The organism is Sporosarcina highlanderae (genome assembly GCF_030433715.1).
Taxonomy (GTDB): Bacteria; Bacillota; Bacilli; order Bacillales_A; family Planococcaceae; genus Sporosarcina; species Sporosarcina highlanderae.
The window spans coordinates 104,967-124,827 of the sequence record NZ_JAROCC010000007.1; the positions used below are offsets into that span (position 1 = coordinate 104,967).

A 19,861-nucleotide genomic window follows, 5' to 3' on the forward strand; every position below is an offset into this window, starting at 1 on the left:
AAAGTATTACATTAAAAAAACTTGCTCCCGCAACACATTTTTTATCAAACGTAGTCAAACAACCCACTGTAGCTATAAAACTTTATAAATTGGGTTATAGCAATGGTTATGAAGATTAGGGATATTAAAGGGAGTTGAACTCCTCTTGAATGTCCCTATACTTTTACTTTTCATGTGTGATGCTTTAAATTCTCACCATCGCTTCATACACTTTCACCAATTTAAAAATTGACGTTTTCTTCATATCTGCTTCCCTATCACTTTAACGACTGTAATTTCCCCAGCTTGCCATTTCTTAAAAACCTGAATGATTTCATCGATTGAAGACCGTCAAGGGCTGAATCAATTCCTTCGCGTTTCCTCTTGCGAATGCGTTCACGTTCATCTTCCGCAATCCAATAGAGAACATGAAGAGTGAGATCAGAAATAAATGTTCCAATACTGACTTTATGCTTGTCGTATCTAACAGGTGCATATCTAACACTACGATATAGCTCTTTGATTTCCTTAGTAAGCTCTCTCCATTCATGTAAAATGTATTCCTTATTCCACCGAATCTATCAAGAGAGGAATATAGAGAGTATCACCTTTCCTCATCATTCTCTTCATCAATTGATAATTTTCACGATTAAAGTTTTTGCCTGATGTTTATCTACGAAAATATCTCGATCCATCAAATCCGATTTTTAATTTGACGATTTTCATTTAGATCTTTTGAGCTAACGCGGACATAACCAAATTTTCGTGAATTTAGTAATATAAGTGTACAATTCCGTTCGGGAAGTCGCAAATAAACGAGTGATGTTCGTAAAGTAGTATTGTAGTTTTACGAACTATTTTTGAAATGTATTTCATGTCAATCACAGTGTTCGTAAATGTGTACCATTACGAACTTTATTTTTATGTCGATGATTTATTCCAGTGGAATCAATAGGGTTAGCGTTGAAAGGATTTCATGAGATGGTATGAATTTTAAAAAGGGTGTAAATTAAAAATAAGAATAAAAGGAAAGGGTGTGTTTGAAGGTGGGAAATAAATTTGAATACATATACTCTCGAAGCAAAAGCATCCTAATAAAGAGGCGGGGGAGCATGAGCACATAAGTACTCTTGAATTGTTAATAATGCTGAACCCCCAACAATTAGCAAGCTGACAAACTGAACAATTCTTACAGTAAATAAACAGCCACCAACTCGATGAGAAAGTGGCTGTTTGCGTTATCTAAATTTAATCATCTATTTTGAAGCGAAATTGACCTTCACATACGTAAGTGCATCTTCTTTTGGTGCCAAATTAATGAGACTCCCGGTAATGGGCTATGCATCATATTCGCTAGCCGTGAACCATCACAAGCTTCATAAAATGAAGCAAAGGCTGAAGCGAGTAGTCTAACCCTTGCGCCAGATAATCATACAGCATAAGCAAGTGTTTCAATGGAATGAATCATACAGATAAATAAAGCAATAATGATAAGCTGTGTTGTAGTCACAGGTGTCTCCTAAGTAGGGTGATAGGAAAAACTTTCATTAAACGATTTGTTTAAAGAGGGAATAGTCCATTATTTTTTGTTGACTAGGTTTATTGGCTCCACTTTCGCATCAGTTTTTTTCCTGTTAAAAATAGTGCGAGTCCATAGAGAGCAACGATAAATACAGTATCCCAATTGCCTGCTGCTATTTGATGACCTGCAAGTGAAAAGGCGAGTATGATTGGTAGCTTGCCTAAAAATGTTGCAGCGATAAAGGCACCAAGATTTACATTAGATATACCTGCAATTAAATTAATGCCCGCAGAAGGTAAAACAGGAATGATGCGACCGAGCAGTACAGCTAAAAATCCGTTTTTTTCAATTAAAGCAAGGTATTTCGTTAAATACTGCCTCTTTGTTAAATATTTTAGTGCGACTTGGCGCAGTAAGCTTTTACTTAAGAGAAATAAAAGGAAGGACCCCAGCGTTGTCCCGAGCATGTTAATTGCAAAACCAGGAAAAAACGCATGTTTACTTGCAATGTATGCAGCTAGTACCGGAATTGGCGCAAAGGGAATCATTGAAACGAGTACCATCAAAAAAAATTGATAAAGCCATGCGAAAGGTCTTTCATTTTGTACAATGTCTAAAAATAATTGATCCATAATAGTTCCTTTAATTAGTTTTAGTTATAGTATATCTGATTTAATACGGCCAATGTATACACGGGAACAACTTCTTATGGTAGCTTGCGTGTATAATGCTGAGACTGACATTCGAACAGTAGATTCACATATACGGAATTTGAGGACAGCTGGTACTCCTATAGATCAATTTTTGTTTACAGTATGGGGTATCGGTTATAAGTGGAGATAAAAAGATAGTGTGAATTTGAGAGAGATTATGCATTATTTATTATGTTGAATGAGTATAGAACGGTTGATTATAGAATCTTTAGCTACTAAGGGATGGTAGATAATGTCATCGGAAAATCTTATAAAAGATAAAACAATGAAAGGGAAATTAGAAGCAATCCTCGTCTTGGCTATTCCACGCTCCACTGATTGATCCGAACGTTCACAGTTGCGGTACTGTTAGACCGCATGGTGAAGGAATTCTGCGACAGGGTATGAACAAGTGCGCTCAGTTGTGGCCTATTTGACGGGTGATTTCGAATCTGCGAAGAATGATGTCGAACTAGACTTGCCCGAGACTGGGCTGTGCAGTATAAACTTAGCATCGACAAAAAAGGTTGAGTCTTGCTGTAACAGTACAATCGGCAGCTGTTAAAAGTGGGGAACCATAGATGGTCGTAAATAGTCGAGGGAATTTATGGGAAGAATACTTTCGTGCATATTTAACCTTAGTCATGAATGCAAGAAGCTGTTCTTTGGAAGATGCAAAGGATTTCATGTTGGAAACATTTTTTGAAGGAAACTTCTCTTCATTTAGACCAATAAGTTATTCAAGTTACTTACATGCAGTAAATTCTTTGAGCGGAGACTGATGCTGTAATAACGATACGATTTGAAGCAATAGGAACATATCAAATGCATGACCTTACAAGCAGATAATAAATTGACATTAATAAAATAAGGTGCCTGGTTTAAACAATGTGGAATTGTTTAGAACTAAGCATCTTATTTAAGTTTTCAAATCACGAAACATTTACTTGCTTATATAAGCATATGATTATATAATGATTGCGGAAAGGTGGAGATCGCATATGAATACAGAAGTAACGATTGATATGCAGCGAGCATCACAGCTTTTGAAATTGCTTGGAGATCAAACTCGTTTGACGATGATGAAATTACTTCAGTCACATGAATGCTGTGTATGTGAATTTGTCGAGATTTTTAAAATGAGTCAGCCGGCAATCAGCCAACACTTGCGGAAACTAAGGGATATTGAATTAGTTAAAGAAGAACGCAGAGGACAATGGGTTTTCTTTTCGATAAATGAAAGTCATGAAGATTATCCGTTTATTCAAACCATACTTGAGCATCTTCCGGAGCAGAATGAATCAATCGCTGAGTTGGAAGCGCAAGGACTTCGTGTTTGTTGTCAATAAGGAGGAGAAAGTACGTTGGGTTCAGTTATTATCGCATCGTTGATTTTTATCATAACACTTATTTTTGTTATTTGGCAGCCTAGAAATTTATCGATCGGATGGTCTGCCTGTATTGGTGCGATCATTGCTTTGTTAGTAGGAGTAGTTGATTTTAATGATGTTATTGATGTAACGGGAATTGTTTGGAATGCTACACTTGCTTTCGTCGCCATCATTATCATCTCATTAATCTTGGACGAAATCGGTTTCTTCGAGTGGTCTGCGTTACATATGGCGAGATTAGCCAAAGGTAGCGGTATTCGCATGTTTGTTTATGTCAGTATTCTTGGCGCGATTGTTGCTGCCTTGTTTGCAAACGATGGGGCAGCACTTATTTTAACTCCAATCGTGCTTGCGATGGTACGGAATTTGAAATTCAGTGAAAAGATGATTTTTCCATTCATCATTGCCAGTGGTTTTATTGCGGATACGACTTCGTTGCCATTGGTCGTAAGTAACTTAGTAAATATTGTTTCGGCAGACTTTTTCGGGATCGGATTTGTCGAGTATGCATCCCGGATGATCGTTCCCAATTTATTTGCTTTAGTTGCGAGTATTTTAGTGCTGTTTTTATTCTTCCGTAAGGATATCCCGAAAGACTATAAACTATCAGATTTAAAAGAACCAAAGGATGCTGTGAAGGATGGAAAGATGTTTCGGCTTTCTTGGGTCGTATTAGGTATTTTGCTTATCGGGTATTTCACGAGTGGAATTACGGGGCTTCCTGTATCAATAGTTGCTGGAGTCATGGCTATATTCTTTATGATGATGGGACAAAAAAGCCCCGCTGTTCACACAAAACAAGTGCTAAAAGGAGCACCATGGTCCATCGTATTCTTCTCAGTTGGGATGTACGTGGTCGTTTATGGACTGCGAAATGTTGGTCTGACAAGTGTGCTTGGTGATCTTATTCAATTAGCTGCAGATCAAGGCTTGTTTATAGGTACGATTTCAATGGGCTTTATTGCTGCGATATTATCTTCAATCATGAATAATATGCCAACTGTAATGATCAATGCGCTAGCCATTGCGGATACGAATACTACAGGGACGATTCGTGAAGCTTTGATTTATGCAAATGTCATCGGTTCAGATTTAGGTCCAAAAATTACACCAATCGGTTCATTGGCCACTTTATTATGGCTGTATGTCTTATCACAAAAAGGTGTGAAAATATCATGGGGTACTTATTTTAAAACCGGTATTATCTTAACAGTTCCTACACTTTTAATTACACTAATTGGCCTGTATCTATGGTTATCGATCATACACTAAAACATTAAAAAAGGGGATTTTCATTATGTCGAAAAAAACACTTTATTTCTTATGTACAGGTAACTCATGCCGTAGCCAAATGGCTGAAGGATGGGGTAAAAAGTATCTTGGTGAAGAATGGCAAGTTCTTAGTGCAGGAATTGAAGCGCACGGAGTCAATCCGAATGCTATTAAAGCAATGAATGAGGCTGGCGTCGATATTTCAAATCAAACTTCGGATATCATTGATCCGGAAATATTAAATAACGCTGATTTCGTCGTTACACTTTGCGGTGATGCTGCTGATAAGTGTCCGATGACGCCTCCACATGTAAAACGTGAGCATTGGGGATTTGATGACCCTGCTAAAGCGGAGGGAACGGATGAAGATAAATGGGCGTTTTTCCAGCGTGTACGCGATGAAATTGGTGCTAGGATTGAACGCTTTGCTAAAACTGGTGAATAAATAAAAATAGCCGTGGATTCACATCACGGCTATCCTTACAATAAACATATAAGGATATTATTATACAGTGATAAAGGAGTTGTAGATATTGAAAAAGGTAGAAATATTTGATCCTGCAATGTGTTGTTCAACTGGTGTCTGTGGACCAGGTGTGGATCCGGAATTAACACGTGTCGCATCGGCTGTTTATTCACTTGAACAAAAGAAATTTGATATTACACGTTATAATCTAGCCAATGATCCGGGTGCATTTGTAGAAAATGAAGTAGTAAACCAGGTGCTCCTTGAAAAAGGACCTGATGCTCTTCCTCTGATACTCGTAAATAATGAAGTTGTAAAAGTGGGTGCCTATCCAACAAACGAAGAGTTAGCGGAGTGGCTTGATGTAAAGGCTGCTGAACTCCAGGAAAAACCACGTGTACGTGTTTCACTTAAGCTTGATAAATGAGGAGTGACACCAATGTATCCAATGTTTAATCCTAACCAAATCGCACTAACTCCATTTTTATTTTTCACCGGAAAAGGTGGCGTTGGTAAGACATCAACGGCCTGTGCGACAGCGGTTTTCCTTGCGGATCAAGGAAAAAAAGTGCTTTTAGTAAGTACTGATCCTGCTTCAAATTTACAAGATGTTCTAGATGTGGAATTATCGAATGAACCAGTTGCTATTCCAAGTGTAAGTAATTTATTCGCTTGCAATATTGATCCCGAAGCGTCTGCGAGAAGATATCGTGAACAAGTTGTCGGTCTTTACCGAGGTAAACTGCCAGATGCGGTCCTTGCAACGATGGAAGAACAGTTATCGGGTGCTTGCACAGTTGAAATTGCTGCATTTGATGAATTTTCTCACCTGTTATCCGATGAAGATGTGTTAAATCAATATGATCACGTATTGTTTGACACTGCGCCGACTGGGCACACATTGCGTCTTCTACAATTACCAACTGCGTGGACCGGGTTTTTGGAAGAAAGTACACACGGTGCTTCCTGTTTAGGTCCGCTGTCAGGTCTTGGTGAGAAAAAAGAGTTGTATGCGAAAGCTGTCGAGTCTCTATCTAATATAGAAAAAACGACTCTAATTTTGGTGTCGCGTCCGGATGTATCATCTTTAGTGGAAGCAAATCGGGCTTCTTCAGAGCTGAAAGATATCGGCATTCAAAATCAGATACTCATCATAAATGGTCTACTTCAGACTCACCGTCCCGAAGATGGGGTGTCAACAGCGTTTTATAATCGACAACGGCTTGCATTGAAAGAAACGCCCGATGCGTTAAAACAGGTTGTTACCTTCTCCCTTCCATATGTTGCGTATTCACTAACCGGTGTTGACAACCTCCGGCACTTATTTGGCTCTTACACGATTACTGTATTTGAAGACGATAACCTCAACGCTGAACCGATTCAACTTCCAGGCCTAAACAAAGTAATCGATGATTTTTCTTCGAAAAACATCCGTGTGATTTTCACGATGGGTAAAGGTGGGGTTGGAAAAACATCGATTGCATCAGCGATTGCGGTCGGTCTGTCTGAGAAAGGTCACCGTGTTCATTTGACTACGACAGACCCTGCAGCACATATTGCTTACACGTTTGAAGGAAGCGTTCTTAGAGATAATCTGACAATTAGCAGCATTGATCCAGAAATTGAAGTAGAGAAATATAAGCAGGAAGTGCTTTCGACAGCAGGGGAAGGGCTGGATGAAGAAGGGCTCGCGTATTTGAAAGAAGACCTCGAATCGCCATGTACAGAAGAAATTGCTTTGTTTAGAGCATTTGCGGAAGTCGTTGATAAATCGGAAAATGAAATTGTTGTGATTGATACGGCACCTACCGGCCACACATTGTTGTTGCTTGATTCCACGGAAGCGTATCACAAAGAAATGAGCCGATCGACTGGCGATGTACCAGAAAGTGTGAAGAAGCTTCTTCCACGTTTGCAAAATCCGGAAGAAACCGGCGTGGTCATTGTGACATTGGCCGAGGCAACACCGGTATTAGAGGCTTCAAGATTGCAGGAAGACCTCAAGCGTGCTCAGATTGATCCGAAGTGGTGGGTCATTAATCAAAGTTTGTACGCAACGGATACTACAGATCCTATTTTAAAAGGGCGTGCGGTTTCTGAAAAACGATGGATCAAAGTAGTGAATGAAGAATTAGCGCCGCAGTGTGCGGTAATCCCATGGTTGCATGAAGAAAAAATCGGCTATAACAAATTGAAAGAATTCATCCTATAACAATTCGGAGGTACAGAGCATGCACAAAGTAGTAATCCTAGGTACTGGGCCTGCAGGTTTAACAGCGGCAATTTATTTAGCAAGAGCCAATATGAATCCTATAGTTATCGAAGGCAACCAACCAGGAGGGCAATTAACACTAACAACAGAAGTAGAAAACTTCCCAGGTTTTATAGATGGAATTATGGGACCGGACCTTATGGATAACATGAGGAAACAAGCAGAGCGCTTTGGAGCTGAATTTAAAAGAGGATGGGTAACAGATGTAGATCTATCCCAAAAATCTTTCAAGCTCAATGTAAATGGTTTAGGGGAAATTGTAACTGAGTCACTAATTCTTTCAACAGGTGCATCAGCCAAACTCCTTCAAATCCCAGGTGAACAAGAAAACATTGGTTCGGGCCTGAGTACTTGTGCAACTTGCGATGGCTTTTTCTACAGAGGTAAAAAAGTTATTATTGTTGGAGGAGGAGACTCGGCAATGGAAGAAGCGAATTTCCTCACTAAATTTGCTTCTGAAGTAATAATTGTTCATCGTCGTGACGAATTACGCGCTTCAAAAATTATGCAAGATCGGGCTAAACAAAATTCGAAGATAGCTTGGGGGTTAAATAAGACTCCTCTCGAAGTAATTGGAAACGGTATTAAAGTTACTGGACTGAAAGTGAAAAATAATGAGACCGGCGAAGAAGAGATCATCGAAGCAGACGGGATTTTTGTCGCAATCGGACATACACCAAATACGGCTTTCTTAAACGGACAAATTGAAACAGATGAGGTTGGTTATATTCAAGTAAAGCCTGGAACGACAGAAACTAACATACCAGGTGTCTTCGCATGTGGTGACGTTCAAGATAATAAATACCGGCAAGCAATTACAGCTGCGGGTACAGGATGTATGGCAGCCCTTGATGCAGAAAGATACTTGGAGAATCATGCAATTACCGACTGGTCCCAAACACTGAATGAGGTGAATGAAGGATGACAACTAAAAATTATCAGGAATTAATTGAAGACGGTATTTTTATTGGCGGAGCAGATGATGTAATGGATATTATGAAGGATGAAAGAATTGATGTAGTCGTAGATTTACGTGCAGAATCCGCGGATACTTCATCAGAAAGCAATCGGATTCATAGTCCGATTGTAGATGATGCCGATCAGCAAGATGAATCTGTGAATAAAGCCATCAATTTGGTCGTCAATTCTTACAATGAAGGAAAGAAAGTCTTCGTTCATTGCGGTGGGGGAAGTAATCGAACAGGTACTGTTGCAATTGGAACACTTTTAGCCCTTGGCAAAGCAAACACAATTGCAGAAGCAGAGGAAAAAGCGAAAACAATCCGTCCTAAGATCAATGTGAAAGAAGCAATGAAAGACTCTTTAATAAGAATATTCCCCGATGCATAGTTCTTGGATGAAAAAAGAAGGAGAGAGAATAATGAACATTACAAACGAAGCCAAGCAGTATATTCAATCAGTTTTGGAAGAACAGCAAGCCAAAGGACTACGTATTTACGCCATCGAGGGTTGCTGTGGAGCGCAAATTGGTTTATCTCTAGATCAACCTGAGGAATCGGATACTATATCTTTTATCAATGACATCCAAGTTGCCATTTCCCCGATAGCTTCTGGGCTTCTGAGCGATGTAACATTGGATTTTGAAACTGAAGGTAGCCAAGCGGGTCTAGTAATGATTGGTGCACCGAATAACTGTTAATATAAAAGAGCTCATTCAGCAATCTTGTTTAGAGTACTATAGCGGAATAAAAAGACTAATAAACACTTAGCAAAGAGTCCACTTTTGGTAACTCATGCTAAGTGTTTATTATTTTTGCAAAACGAACATATATTCCAACTGTTGATCAGGAATCAAATTCTTCCTTTTCAAAATATAGGTAAGAGGTGCAAACAGAGCTTTACTGGTATAGATTAAAGTTCAAGTAAATTCAGGAGTGCCAGTCTTTGCTATTTGACTACTTAGTCAACCCGGCTTGATCTCTTCCATATATCCTTCAATATCACTTTCCGACATTTCTCCTGTAATAATTCTTACAATCTTACCTTCCGGATTGATAAGCATAGTAGTTGGCAACGGTTTAACATTATATGTTTGCATCACACTTTTCGTCTTATCGATTAAAGTAGGGAATGTCATGCCATATTGTTCAGCAAATGTACGAACTTTAAAATCGGATTCAGCGATATTGACGGCTAAAATTTGTACTCCTTGGTCTTTATACACCTCGTATTGTCTTCCCATTGCAGGCATTTCCTTTTTACATGGAGCACACCAAGTTCCCCAGAAATTTAAAAAGACCCCTTGTCCTTTATACTCCGATAACTTATGTTCAATTCCATCCAAATCAACAAGTGCAAAGTCTGGGGCATAATCGCCGACTTTTAAAACATTGTATTTCTCTTTTGCAAAACCGGAGTATATTGTAAATACAATGGCTGCTGCCAGAAGTGATAGTGTAATTACTCTAAAAATAAAACGATTCCTTTTTTTGTTATTCAATGTGAAATGACCCCTTTTCAAATTCATTAAAACACAGTTCATTTGCTGAGATGTCTTTATAACCACTACTATACTAAAGAACTTTGAAGAAAGTGTGCAGACACAAAGAAGTCATTAATTCACATGAACTAAGCACTTACGCCTCCATCTGCATATCTTTTTCACAATTGTTTTCTATACTGATTGCATGAGGAAAGGAGAACTAACCGGGATGAATAAAATTTCGAAAAAGCTGGCCGCTTACTTTATCATTTCTTTCCTCGTTTTGGAAACGGTACTAATGATGTATTTGCACCAAAATATCGTTCATACAAGAGTGGATGAAGAATATACCCGAATAATAACAAGTGGTTCGAACCACCGGAACGTTCTGCAAGACCATTATTCAGCTGAGACAATCACTCATATCGTTTTAATGGAAGCGGAAGGGGATAGTGGAGTTATCATTACTGGAAAGAACGGTGAAGTCATCCGGAGTTCGGATGAGAAATTAGAAAATATTATGTCCTCCTTGTCTTTTCTACACAATTCCACTATTCAAAATGACCGAGTAATCATGCCGGATTGGAAAGATTCTCCTTATATAATAAGTGCCCATCCATACATGATTGATGGGAATAATTCGGGATATGTTTTAATGTTTCAAAGTAGCGAACCACTTGAAAGGTTAGTACGAAAATTAAATTTCCACTTTGGTTTGGCAGGAGGAGCAATTATCGTCATCCTTTTTGTCATCTATTCGATATTGTCCAAATTTCTTACTCGCCCATTAATTCGTATGAAAGAAGCTACGGAGAAATTGAGCGAAGGGAAATTCGATGTAAGCCTACCAGCAGGAGGTAATGACGAGCTTGGCGAACTATCGATTGCGATTCGGAAACTGGCCAATGATTTGGAAAGAATGAAAAAGGACCGAAATGAGTTTCTTGCTTCCATCTCACATGAGTTAAGCACTCCGTTAACCTATTTGATTGGCTATTTGAAAGTGGCTATGAGAGATGATTTGACCGAAGCCGAAAGAAATCACTATCTGATGATTATTGCGGAAGAGTCTAATCGTATGAAAGATCTAGTGAAAAACTTGATGGAACTAGCAAAAATGGATGAAATGACGTTCGTTGTTTCTAAGGAGAATTTTTCATCCAAAAAGTTTGTAAAAGATATTTTCCGACTTGTCGAACCTTCATTTGCTCTAAAGAATGTAGATCTGAATTTGATTTGCAAGGATGATTTTTCAATTCATGCAGATCCAGTGCGGCTTGAACAGATTGTACTGAATCTGCTGGATAATGCACTAAAGTATTCAAAAGAAAATACAACAGTAACCTTGGAAATTTCAAAAGAACAAAGTCATACAGTCATTTCAGTCGTTGATGAAGGAATTGGAATACCAGAAGAACAAATTGATTTGATTTTTGAAAAGCTTTTTAGAGTTGAAAAATCCCGTTCCAGAACATTTGGCGGATCCGGCCTTGGACTTGCTATTGTCAAGGAATTGGTGGAAGCACATGGGGGAACGATAGAAGTGAAAAGTGAGTTCGGAAAAGGGAGTAGATTTACAATTAAGATTTAAACCGGTAAGGAGTTGAAATTGGATGCAGACAATTTTACTTATAGACGACGAACATAGAATGCTCGATTTACTTGGGTTGTTTTTAGAGCCATATGGGTTCAACTGTATTAAAGCAGACGCCGGGAAAAAGGGACTGGAGAAAGTTAAGGTAGAAAAGGTCGATATCGTTTTATTAGATGTAATGATGCCTGATATGGATGGTTGGGAAGTGTGCAAGAAAATACGGGAACTATCTACCATTCCTGTGATTATGCTAACAGCGAGGACAGACAAAGCAGACATTGTAAAAGGCCTTGAATTCGGGGCTGATGATTATATCACGAAGCCGTTTGATGAGCGAGAACTTGTTGCAAGAGTGAATGCATTATTACGACGCACTGCAAGCGAAACTGACGATAGAAGCAATACTGTGTATGGGGATTTCACGTTGAATCGGGATTCTTATTCATTACATTATAATAACTTGGAAGTGCAACTCACCTTAAAGGAATTTTATATAATTGAGGCGTTAATCACTCATCCAAAAAGGACATTTACGAGGGAACAGCTTTTACGTACCGCTTGGGACTATAACACATTCACAGATATCCGGACAGTGGACTCGCATATCCGTAATTTAAGGGAGAAATTAAAAGCTGCGGGATTCCCTATCAATGACTTCTTATTAACAGTGTGGGGAATCGGATATAAGTGGAACTAAAGGAGATAGAAATGATGAAAAAAACAGCAAAATATATTGGCATTGCGGGAATCATCACGCTTTTGTCTGCATGTAATGCGACTAAGGATGATACTTTCGCGTTTGAGGAATTGGAAAACAGTAAAATTGATCATCTACATGGTCTAGGCTATATAAATGGAGGTCCTGAAGTGGTCATTTCAACACATGAAGGGCTCTATGCTTATGGTGAAGATGGTTGGAAAGAAGCGAATAGTGAAAAGCACGATTATATGGGTTTCCAAGCAGTACGTGAAGGTTTCTTTTCAAGCGGACATCCGGAACCAAATTCAAAACTTGAAAATCCACTTGGACTTGTGAAAAGTACAGATCGTGGTGCGAGCTTTGAAAAATTGGCATTTTACGGTGAAATCGATTTTCACTATATGGGAGTCGGATATGATTCAAATGCCATCTATGCATTGAATGAAATGCCGACAAAAGATATGCCAGCGGGTCTACATTATTCACTCGATGAGGGAGGATCATGGAAGGAAGCGTCGATGAATGGTTTCGATTCCGAGTTCATCTCGAATTTAGCAGCACATCCTTCCCGCGAAGAAATAATTACAATCGGGAGCAAAGATGGATTGTTTCTCTCCCAGGACTATGGTGAAAACTTTGCCCCTCTTAATGAGGCGGGAATGGTTACATTTGTGACGTTAACTGAAACAGGAGGATTGTATGCCAGCTACGAGAATGACATTGTGAAGCTCAGCTCGTTTGTATTAGATGAAAAAAAAGAAGTGGAACTTCCGCTTCCAAACGAAATTGCTCCTATCGTATATATTGCGGTTAATCCAGATGATCAACGGGAGATTGTAATTGCCACTTTTACTAATGATATTTATAGGACAACAGACGAAGGAGTAAATTGGGAAACCCTTGCTAAAAATGGAGAGTTACTAAATTAAAGTAGGGTTGGTGATTTCCAATGTATGGATTTTTGTCGAAAATCAGTTCAATAATTACTGAGCCTGTTACGGGTCTTATTAATTCGTACGCAGATTTCCCACTCATGTTTGCATTACTATTAGGGGTGGTTGGCGCTGTTGCACCATGTCAATTGACAGGGAATATGAGCGCCATCACTTTATACGGCAATCGGACGATTCAATTTAATACAGATTGGCTCGAGATTTTTGCTTTTATTGCAGGAAAGGTTGTCGTTTTCAGTACATTTGGTCTTTTGGCATGGATGTTCGGTCAAACATTCGAATCAAAGATGACCGAATACTTTCCGATTTTCCGAAAAGCTATTGGTCCTCTCATTGTTGTTACTGGGCTTGTCCTATTGGGTGTATTGAAACTGAGAATCTTTCAGCGCATGACTATACATATTCCGGTACGAATGCGAGAAGGGAAGGTTGGCTCTTTCCTTCTTGGTGCAAGTTTTTCACTTGCATTTTGCCCGACAATGTTTATTCTGTTTTTCGTTTGGCTCATGCCAGTGGTTTCGTCAACCTCTTATGGTCTTGTACTTCCCGCTGTTTTTGGAATTGCAACATCGTTCCCTCTCATTCTTCTTTTCCTGATCATATGGCTTTTTGAGACAGACCGTCGCATCATGAAAAAGAGCGTGAAGATCGGTCGTCTCATTCAACAGCTAGCGGGATTGCTGCTTGTGCTGATCGGAGTATTTGATACGATCACTTTTTGGGGAATTTAACTATTGCTTTAGCTACTTGCTGTTTGTTCAATTTAAGGAGTGTCATTTATGTTGACTGATTTAAATTTATTTCTAGCATTTGGTGCAGGGCTTCTTAACTTCATATCACCCTGCACATTACCGCTCTACCCAGCGTTCCTTTCTTATATTACGGGCATGTCACTCGATGAATTGAAATCCGATAGTAAGAAGATACGGAAAAGCGGAATCGTACACACATTATTGTTTCTATTAGGCTTTTCAATCATCTTCATATTTCTTGGATTTAGCTCCTCTTTCGTAGGGACTTTCTTTATTCAATATCAAGATCTCCTTCGACAAATTGGTTCCATTTTCATTATTATTTTTGGTTTAATGATTATTGGTCTTTTTACACCAGCATTCCTAATGAAGGAGAAAAAACTCCAATTTAAAAACCGACCTGCTGGTTATTTTGGCACGTTTCTTATTGGACTTGCGTTTGCAGCGGGATGGACACCGTGTACCGGTCCGATAACAGGGGCTGTCTTCATGCTAGCTTCCCAAAATCCGGGTTCTGGCATCTGGTATATGCTTGCCTATGTTCTTGGATTCGCGATTCCATTTTTCCTACTTTCGATTTTCATTACCCGGGTAAAATGGATCCAAAAATATAGCCGGACAATTACAAAAGTCGGTGGTTATATCATGATTGCACTTGGGATCCTACTGTTCTTTGACGGATTGACGTTCATTATCGCATGGCTGAGTCCATTTTTTGGAGATTTCATGGGGTTTTAACATCCAATTAAATTATTTTAAGGAGTAATTGATAAATGAGTAAAATAAAATGCCAATGTGGTCATGAAAACCCGTTTGGCACAGTTCTATGTGAGAAATGTGGACGACCTCAGACGGAAGAAGCAAAGAAAAGTAAACTTGTCGACATGCGATATGAAGGATCGGCAAGAAGATCACAAACATATAAACGGTCTTTTGTTGATAAAATATGGAATTTCTTTTCTAGTGTTAAGGTTGGAATTAGTATCATTATTGCCGTCCTTGCGACATCGGCGATAGGCACAATTTTTCCTCAGAAGCTGTTTGTTCCAGCAACAACTGATTCTGACATCTTTGCATATTACGAAAAGCATTATGGTTTTGCCGGAACCTTGTATTATAAGCTTGGATTTTACGATATGTACAACAGCTGGTGGTTCATAATACTTATTGGGATGCTTGGTACTTCCATCATCATCGCGAGTGTTGATAGGTTTTTTCCGCTTTACAAGTCATTGAAAAAGCAACGCACGAAACGGCATAGATCCTTTTTGAAGAAGCAAAGGATCTATGCTGAAGGGACAGTGGCTGAGTCAAATAATTCACTAGCAAAAGCAGAGGAGAGGCTTAAAGAACTTCGTTACAATGTTAAGACAGAAGAAGGAGCGCTTCTGGCGGAGAAAGGCCGGTTTTCCAGATGGGGTCCCTATGTCAACCATACGGGATTGATCATCTTCCTATTTGCTGTTCTATTACGGAGTCTTCCTGGCTTCTATGTCGATGAACAGGTCTGGCTCCGTGAAGGAGAAACGCGTGCCCTCCCAGGTGCTCCCGGCTATTATTTAAAGAACAATGATTTCATTATAGAGACTTATTCAAAGGAAGAAGACTCTACATTTGGACAGGCAATAGATCGAGTTGGGACAATCGTGAAAAATTACCAATCAGATGTCACCTTATACAAAGATGCAGAGGGCGGTCTTCCAGGTCAATCAGATCAGATGGAATTTGTAAAAGATTTTTCAATCGTCGTCAATAAGCCACTAAACTTTGATGGATTCAATGTATACCAAATGGACTTCCGACTTGACGAATTAAAATCAATGACATTCCAATTGACTGAAAAGGAAACAGATAAATCATTTGGCGAATTTACAGTTGATCTTCTCAATCCAGAGCGTTTGTATCAATTAAACGAAGGCGCCATTGTCGAACTGAAAGAATTCTACCCGGATTATGGTGGAATTGAAGATGGAGAACCTGTTACAAAATCACCGATCCCAAACAATCCAGCATTCATATTTAAAATGGTAACCCCATCCAAGCCGAAAGGTGAAATGAGTTTTGTCGCTATCAGACAGACACTGGAGACAAAAGTGAACGATTATAAAGTTAATTTTGTCAGCGCAGAAACACGAGACATTACGGGACTTGTAGTTCGAAAGGACAGAACGCTTTATATATTGCTCCTAGGGGGTATTATTTTCATGATTGGAGTTGCACAAGGATCCTACTGGAACCATCGGAGAATATGGATACAAAAAGGTGAAGGAAATGAACTTGTCCTTGCAGGTCATACGAATAAAAACTGGTTTGGATTAAAAAAAGAGCTTGATAAAGTTAAACTCTACGCTGACTTGCCACAATATGAAGATAGGCATGACACTGAGTTTGATAAGGAAGGTAAGAAAGGGGACAAGTCATAATGCAATTGGCATCATTGAGTGGGAATTTACTGTTCTTCTCATTTGTTGCATATCTTGTTGCAACGCTGATCTTCGGCGGAGCGGTAAAAGGTGCGAAAACACAAGAGTCATATGAAAATAATCGATGGGGAAAAATCGCAATTGGTATTACGGTAATTGGATTCATTACGCATCTAGGTTATTTTATAACACGATGGATCGCTTCTGCTCATGCACCGGTTAGTAATATGTTTGAATTTATAACCGCGTTTGCTATGATGCTTGTTGGCGCATTCATCTTACTATTTTTCATTTACAGAACACCTTCCCTAGGGTTGTTTGCATTGCCACTAGCTGTTGTGATGATCGGATATGCAAGTATGTTCCCTAGGGAGCTATCACCATTAATCCCAGCGTTACAAACCTATTGGTTGACGATTCATGTTATTACTGCAGCAATTGGTGAGGCTATTCTCGCGATTAGTGCGGTTGCAGGTCTCGTATTTCTATTGAAAAACATTGACTTGACGAAAAAATCCAAGCAACGTTTTTGGTTGGAATCAGTGATGTTCACTCTTATACTTGTTGTCGGATTTATTTTATCATCTTCCACGTTTGCAATTATGGGGTATGAAGCCAAGTTCACCTATATTAATAAAAGTGAACAAACAGTTCAAATCGTATATAATTATCCACCGTTATTTGGGATGAATGAGTATGAATCACTTACTCCCGACAAGATGACGCCGCTTGCTGAAATGCCTCCAATCGTTAATGCGAAGACGCTTACGACTTTTGTTTGGTCAGTTGCAACAGGCATAGTCCTTTATATACTGCTAAGACTTATTTTGCGGCGACCGATTGCTGCATTGTTCCAGCCCTTCGCGAAAAAGGCGAATTCTGAGATTATGGATGAAATTGGTTACAGGTCCGTACTGATCGGATTCCCGGTATTTACCCTCGGGGCTCTCGTTTTTGCAATGATATGGGCACATGAAGCATGGTCCCGATTTTGGGGATGGGATCCGAAAGAAGTATGGGCGCTCATTACATGGTTATTCTATGCAGCCTTTTTGCATCTCAGGCTCTCCCGAGGATGGGAAGGTGAGAAATCAGCTTGGCTTGCAGTCGTAGGTTTCATCATCATCATTTTCAACTTAATTGTAGTTAACTTGATTATCGCGGGCTTGCATTCATACGCATGAGTTTGATAAATCAAATTCGAAGGAGGAGGCTGATATATGGTTAGTCTACTGACAATAAATCCCGTGGCATTTTCTATAGGGCCTATCGAAGTTCGATGGTATGGTATTCTAATCACACTAGGAATTATCCTCGCATTTATGATCGTCCAAAAGGAGATGATAAGGCGAGGGATGAATCCTGATTTTCTGACTGACCTGCTAATTTGGGCAGTTCCAATTTCAATCATCAGTGCAAGGATTTATTACGTTACTTTTTCTTGGGAACATTATAAAGACAACCCTTTGAATATCATTCGCATTTGGGAAGGAGGCATTGCCATCCATGGCGCCTTAATCGGTGCATTAATTACTACGTACGTTTTCACAAGATTTAGAGGTGTATCTTTCTGGAAAGTGGTAGATATTGCTGCGCCGGGTCTTTTGATTGGCCAAGTGATAGGAAGATGGGGGAATTTCATTAATCAAGAAGCACACGGTGGCCCCGTTTCGGAAAATTTCCTCGAAACGACAATTATACCGGATTGGATCATCAATCAAATGACAATTGACGGCGTAATTTATTATCCGACATTCCTTTACGAATCATCGTGGAACTTTATTGGTTTAATCATCATTATCCTATTGCGTAAAGTGAACTTGATACGTGGCGAAATGTTCTTATTTTACGTCGTTTGGTATTCTGCCGGCCGTTTCTTTATAGAAGGAATGCGGACGGATAGCTTATATATTATCGGTGAACTTCGGGCGGCACAAATTGTGTCGGTTATTGCGATAGTAGTTGCACTGATCATATTTGGCGTTAGACGTTATTGGCAAAAGATTGATGTGAATTATCAAGATAAGTAAAAGTGGCTGTGGGCAGTAAGATCACATAATATTGATTGAATAAAAATTCCGGTGTGTATGGACTACACGCAGGAATTTGTTGGTTCTTTGTCAAATGACGTTGGCGAAGAATAGTAGCCAACCATAATTTAGTTATTGTAGGGCTATCCAAGAAGTCAGTAAAGCTGGTTTTTTAGGATAGTCCTTTTTCATATAGTCCTCCATATATCCCGTTGTTTTCCGTTCCAGAAGGACGCTTTCAGCGGGTAGCAGGATTAATTTATCCAATATAATTATAAAAAATGACGTTAGTGAAGATCCTCCTCATCTCCTTTTAAAGGGATGGGGATTTCTTTCACCAACGTCATTTATTGTACAACCAATTTTTTTAGAATTTTAGTTTTTTTGTCAAGTCGGGAAAATCGATAAACGGGTTTCGGTTGCCCTGAATTTCAAAAATAGCTTTATTTCTATGTTTCTCGTAGTCGTTTACAGGAAATTGCTCATGCCATTGTACCAATAATGGGAGATTAATGGTCTTTTTAAAATGTATTAAGATCTTTGTTGGGTATCGCAACAAAAAATATAGAGTTGCACGGGCAACCGGCCCTTTTCCATACTCAGGTTCGAAACGGTTGATATCATACAAGCCGCAGTGATTATGAAGTTTTACTGGGGTTTCTTTTGAATCGAATTCATAATACGGAAAGTTTGATCTTATACTATTGCACTTTGGTTCACAAGCAAAGAGGTGATGTAAATCACCTTTCATAGGTTCTTTGGCTCTAAACCAAGATTGGGGAACAACGTGTTCAGCATTAAACTTATGTTGACTTGAAACTTTTCTGACTTGCCTTCTGATTTTTTTGCGGGAATATCTTTGCTTATTAATAAGTTTTCGATACTGTTCAAACCGTTTCTGAACCGTATTGAAATCTTCTTCGATGACTATTCTAGGATCTTTTTGTACACCGGAATAGATGTTTCTTAGTTGACCATCTGGTTGAAGATCCACCCAGGTGTATAGGTATTGATCTTTACTTACGTGATAAGGATGCTTATATTTGTGAGTCTCGGTTACAAGAGAGTGGAGGCTCTTGAATAATTTTTCGGGTTTCGATTCACTAAAAGAAATCTGGCAGTAATAATGCTCGATCCATGATTGATCCTGTGCCTGATTATAATATAGCTCATGTTTTGATTGAATACTTTGTTGATTCTTTGTTAATTGGGCTACAAGGACATCTGAATCACATTCCTCCATACACTCTAATTCTTTCAACTCTTTTTTAATCAAGTTGATATTCTCCATAGTTCCCACCTTTCTAAAAATCGAAATAAGGTGTACACCTGCACACTACTTTTTACTTGTTCCCTGATTGAGATATACTAG

The 19,861-nt window shown here is 39.1% G+C and carries 20 protein-coding genes and 2 pseudogenes; 18 read left to right on the forward strand and 4 right to left on the reverse strand.

Annotation, left to right across the window (positions count from 1 at the left end; translation table 11 throughout):
- Window positions 1-184: 184 nt before the first annotated feature.
- Window positions 185-760: pseudogene (locus P5G49_RS17565) on the reverse strand (recombinase family protein).
- A gap of 818 nt (window positions 761-1,578) precedes the next feature.
- Window positions 1,579-2,133, reverse strand: a complete 555-nt coding sequence (locus tag P5G49_RS10555) for a TVP38/TMEM64 family protein (protein ID WP_301243670.1) — start codon at window positions 2,131-2,133, stop codon at window positions 1,579-1,581.
- 52 nt (window positions 2,134-2,185) lie between these two features.
- Here P5G49_RS10555 and P5G49_RS10560 point away from each other — a divergent pair, with 52 nt between their 5' ends.
- The 10 genes and pseudogenes from P5G49_RS10560 to P5G49_RS10605 all read left to right on the forward strand — a co-directional run bounded on the left by P5G49_RS10560 (window position 2,186) and on the right by P5G49_RS10605 (window position 9,254).
- Complete coding sequence (locus P5G49_RS10560; protein ID WP_363322175.1) at window positions 2,186-2,344, forward strand: winged helix-turn-helix domain-containing protein; 159 nt, start codon at window positions 2,186-2,188, stop codon at window positions 2,342-2,344.
- 178 nt (window positions 2,345-2,522) lie between these two features.
- Window positions 2,523-2,758 (forward strand): annotated as a pseudogene (locus P5G49_RS10565) (glutamate synthase); the annotation flags it as partial.
- Window positions 2,759-3,194: 436 nt separating this feature from the next.
- Window positions 3,195-3,542 (forward strand): ArsR/SmtB family transcription factor, encoded by a 348-nt coding sequence (locus P5G49_RS10570; protein ID WP_301243671.1) that lies wholly within the window; start codon window positions 3,195-3,197, stop codon window positions 3,540-3,542.
- A gap of 15 nt (window positions 3,543-3,557) precedes the next feature.
- On the forward strand, window positions 3,558-4,856 hold the full coding sequence (locus P5G49_RS10575; protein WP_301243672.1) for an arsenic transporter: 1,299 nt from the start codon (window positions 3,558-3,560) through the stop codon (window positions 4,854-4,856).
- Window positions 4,857-4,881: 25 nt separating this feature from the next.
- Window positions 4,882-5,301 carry an arsenate reductase (thioredoxin) gene (arsC, locus tag P5G49_RS10580; protein ID WP_301243673.1) on the forward strand — a complete coding sequence of 140 codons (420 nt, stop codon included), beginning with the start codon at window positions 4,882-4,884 and terminating at the stop codon, window positions 5,299-5,301.
- A gap of 88 nt (window positions 5,302-5,389) precedes the next feature.
- Window positions 5,390-5,749 carry an arsenite efflux transporter metallochaperone ArsD gene (arsD, locus tag P5G49_RS10585; RefSeq protein WP_301243674.1) on the forward strand — a complete coding sequence of 120 codons (360 nt, stop codon included), beginning with the start codon at window positions 5,390-5,392 and terminating at the stop codon, window positions 5,747-5,749.
- A 12-nt stretch (window positions 5,750-5,761) separates the two neighbouring features.
- On the forward strand, window positions 5,762-7,534 hold the full coding sequence (gene arsA / locus P5G49_RS10590) for an arsenical pump-driving ATPase (RefSeq protein ID WP_301243675.1): 1,773 nt from the start codon (window positions 5,762-5,764) through the stop codon (window positions 7,532-7,534).
- 19 nt (window positions 7,535-7,553) lie between these two features.
- Window positions 7,554-8,519: a thioredoxin-disulfide reductase gene (gene trxB / locus P5G49_RS10595; protein ID WP_301243676.1), complete on the forward strand. Its 966-nt coding sequence runs from the start codon at window positions 7,554-7,556 to the stop codon at window positions 8,517-8,519.
- Window positions 8,516-8,944: a protein-tyrosine phosphatase family protein gene (locus P5G49_RS10600; protein ID WP_301243677.1), complete on the forward strand. Its 429-nt coding sequence runs from the start codon at window positions 8,516-8,518 to the stop codon at window positions 8,942-8,944. The genes trxB and P5G49_RS10600 overlap by 4 nt, the downstream gene beginning before the upstream one ends.
- A gap of 31 nt (window positions 8,945-8,975) precedes the next feature.
- Window positions 8,976-9,254 (forward strand): iron-sulfur cluster biosynthesis family protein, encoded by a 279-nt coding sequence (locus P5G49_RS10605; RefSeq protein WP_301243678.1) that lies wholly within the window; start codon window positions 8,976-8,978, stop codon window positions 9,252-9,254.
- A gap of 264 nt (window positions 9,255-9,518) precedes the next feature.
- On the opposite strand, the gene resA is transcribed toward P5G49_RS10605, so the two are convergent.
- A complete protein-coding gene (gene resA / locus P5G49_RS10610; protein WP_435877207.1) occupies window positions 9,519-10,055 on the reverse strand; it encodes a thiol-disulfide oxidoreductase ResA in 537 nt (178 codons plus the stop codon).
- 211 nt (window positions 10,056-10,266) lie between these two features.
- Here resA and P5G49_RS10615 point away from each other — a divergent pair, with 211 nt between their 5' ends.
- The 8 genes from P5G49_RS10615 to lgt are packed head-to-tail and all read left to right on the forward strand — an operon-like array spanning window position 10,267 to window position 18,489.
- A complete protein-coding gene (locus tag P5G49_RS10615) occupies window positions 10,267-11,628 on the forward strand; it encodes a sensor histidine kinase (protein ID WP_301243680.1) in 1,362 nt (453 codons plus the stop codon).
- Between the two features lie 22 nt (window positions 11,629-11,650).
- Window positions 11,651-12,328 (forward strand): response regulator transcription factor, encoded by a 678-nt coding sequence (locus tag P5G49_RS10620; RefSeq protein ID WP_301243681.1) that lies wholly within the window; start codon window positions 11,651-11,653, stop codon window positions 12,326-12,328.
- A gap of 14 nt (window positions 12,329-12,342) precedes the next feature.
- Entirely contained in the window at window positions 12,343-13,260 is a 918-nt protein-coding gene (locus P5G49_RS10625; protein WP_301243682.1) for a F510_1955 family glycosylhydrolase, read from the forward strand.
- A gap of 20 nt (window positions 13,261-13,280) precedes the next feature.
- Complete coding sequence (locus P5G49_RS10630) at window positions 13,281-14,015, forward strand: urease accessory protein UreH domain-containing protein (protein WP_301243683.1); 735 nt, start codon at window positions 13,281-13,283, stop codon at window positions 14,013-14,015.
- 48 nt (window positions 14,016-14,063) lie between these two features.
- On the forward strand, window positions 14,064-14,774 hold the full coding sequence (locus tag P5G49_RS10635) for a cytochrome c biogenesis CcdA family protein (RefSeq protein ID WP_301243684.1): 711 nt from the start codon (window positions 14,064-14,066) through the stop codon (window positions 14,772-14,774).
- A gap of 35 nt (window positions 14,775-14,809) precedes the next feature.
- The gene (gene resB / locus P5G49_RS10640) at window positions 14,810-16,459 is read left to right on the forward strand and encodes a cytochrome c biogenesis protein ResB (RefSeq protein ID WP_301243685.1); all 1,650 of its coding nucleotides are present in this window, start codon (window positions 14,810-14,812) and stop codon (window positions 16,457-16,459) included.
- Window positions 16,459-17,643 (forward strand): c-type cytochrome biogenesis protein CcsB, encoded by a 1,185-nt coding sequence (gene ccsB / locus P5G49_RS10645; RefSeq protein WP_301243686.1) that lies wholly within the window; start codon window positions 16,459-16,461, stop codon window positions 17,641-17,643. Before resB ends, ccsB begins: the two co-directional genes overlap by 1 nt.
- Window positions 17,644-17,679: 36 nt before the next feature.
- A complete protein-coding gene (lgt, locus tag P5G49_RS10650) occupies window positions 17,680-18,489 on the forward strand; it encodes a prolipoprotein diacylglyceryl transferase (RefSeq protein ID WP_301243687.1) in 810 nt (269 codons plus the stop codon).
- Window positions 18,490-18,856: 367 nt separating this feature from the next.
- Here lgt and P5G49_RS10655 read toward each other — a convergent pair whose 3' ends face one another.
- Window positions 18,857-19,765: an endonuclease I family protein gene (locus tag P5G49_RS10655; RefSeq protein WP_363322176.1), complete on the reverse strand. Its 909-nt coding sequence runs from the start codon at window positions 19,763-19,765 to the stop codon at window positions 18,857-18,859.
- Window positions 19,766-19,861 lie beyond the last annotated feature (96 nt).

Coding starts and splice junctions, on each gene's coding strand:
- P5G49_RS10620 (WP_301243681.1), top strand. CDS start 11,651: ATGCAGACAATTTTACTTATAGACGACGAACATAGAATGCTCGATTTA.
- ccsB (WP_301243686.1), top strand. CDS start 16,459: ATGCAATTGGCATCATTGAGTGGGAATTTACTGTTCTTCTCATTTGTT.
- P5G49_RS10570 (WP_301243671.1), top strand. CDS start 3,195: ATGAATACAGAAGTAACGATTGATATGCAGCGAGCATCACAGCTTTTG.
- P5G49_RS10605 (WP_301243678.1), top strand. CDS start 8,976: ATGAACATTACAAACGAAGCCAAGCAGTATATTCAATCAGTTTTGGAA.
- lgt (WP_301243687.1), top strand. CDS start 17,680: ATGGTTAGTCTACTGACAATAAATCCCGTGGCATTTTCTATAGGGCCT.
- resB (WP_301243685.1), top strand. CDS start 14,810: ATGAGTAAAATAAAATGCCAATGTGGTCATGAAAACCCGTTTGGCACA.
- P5G49_RS10615 (WP_301243680.1), top strand. CDS start 10,267: ATGAATAAAATTTCGAAAAAGCTGGCCGCTTACTTTATCATTTCTTTC.
- P5G49_RS10555 (WP_301243670.1), bottom strand. CDS start 2,133: ATGGATCAATTATTTTTAGACATTGTACAAAATGAAAGACCTTTCGCA.
- arsA (WP_301243675.1), top strand. CDS start 5,762: ATGTATCCAATGTTTAATCCTAACCAAATCGCACTAACTCCATTTTTA.
- trxB (WP_301243676.1), top strand. CDS start 7,554: ATGCACAAAGTAGTAATCCTAGGTACTGGGCCTGCAGGTTTAACAGCG.
- P5G49_RS10600 (WP_301243677.1), top strand. CDS start 8,516: ATGACAACTAAAAATTATCAGGAATTAATTGAAGACGGTATTTTTATT.
- P5G49_RS10625 (WP_301243682.1), top strand. CDS start 12,343: ATGAAAAAAACAGCAAAATATATTGGCATTGCGGGAATCATCACGCTT.
- P5G49_RS10630 (WP_301243683.1), top strand. CDS start 13,281: ATGTATGGATTTTTGTCGAAAATCAGTTCAATAATTACTGAGCCTGTT.
- P5G49_RS10635 (WP_301243684.1), top strand. CDS start 14,064: ATGTTGACTGATTTAAATTTATTTCTAGCATTTGGTGCAGGGCTTCTT.
- P5G49_RS10560 (WP_363322175.1), top strand. CDS start 2,186: ATGTATACACGGGAACAACTTCTTATGGTAGCTTGCGTGTATAATGCT.
- arsC (WP_301243673.1), top strand. CDS start 4,882: ATGTCGAAAAAAACACTTTATTTCTTATGTACAGGTAACTCATGCCGT.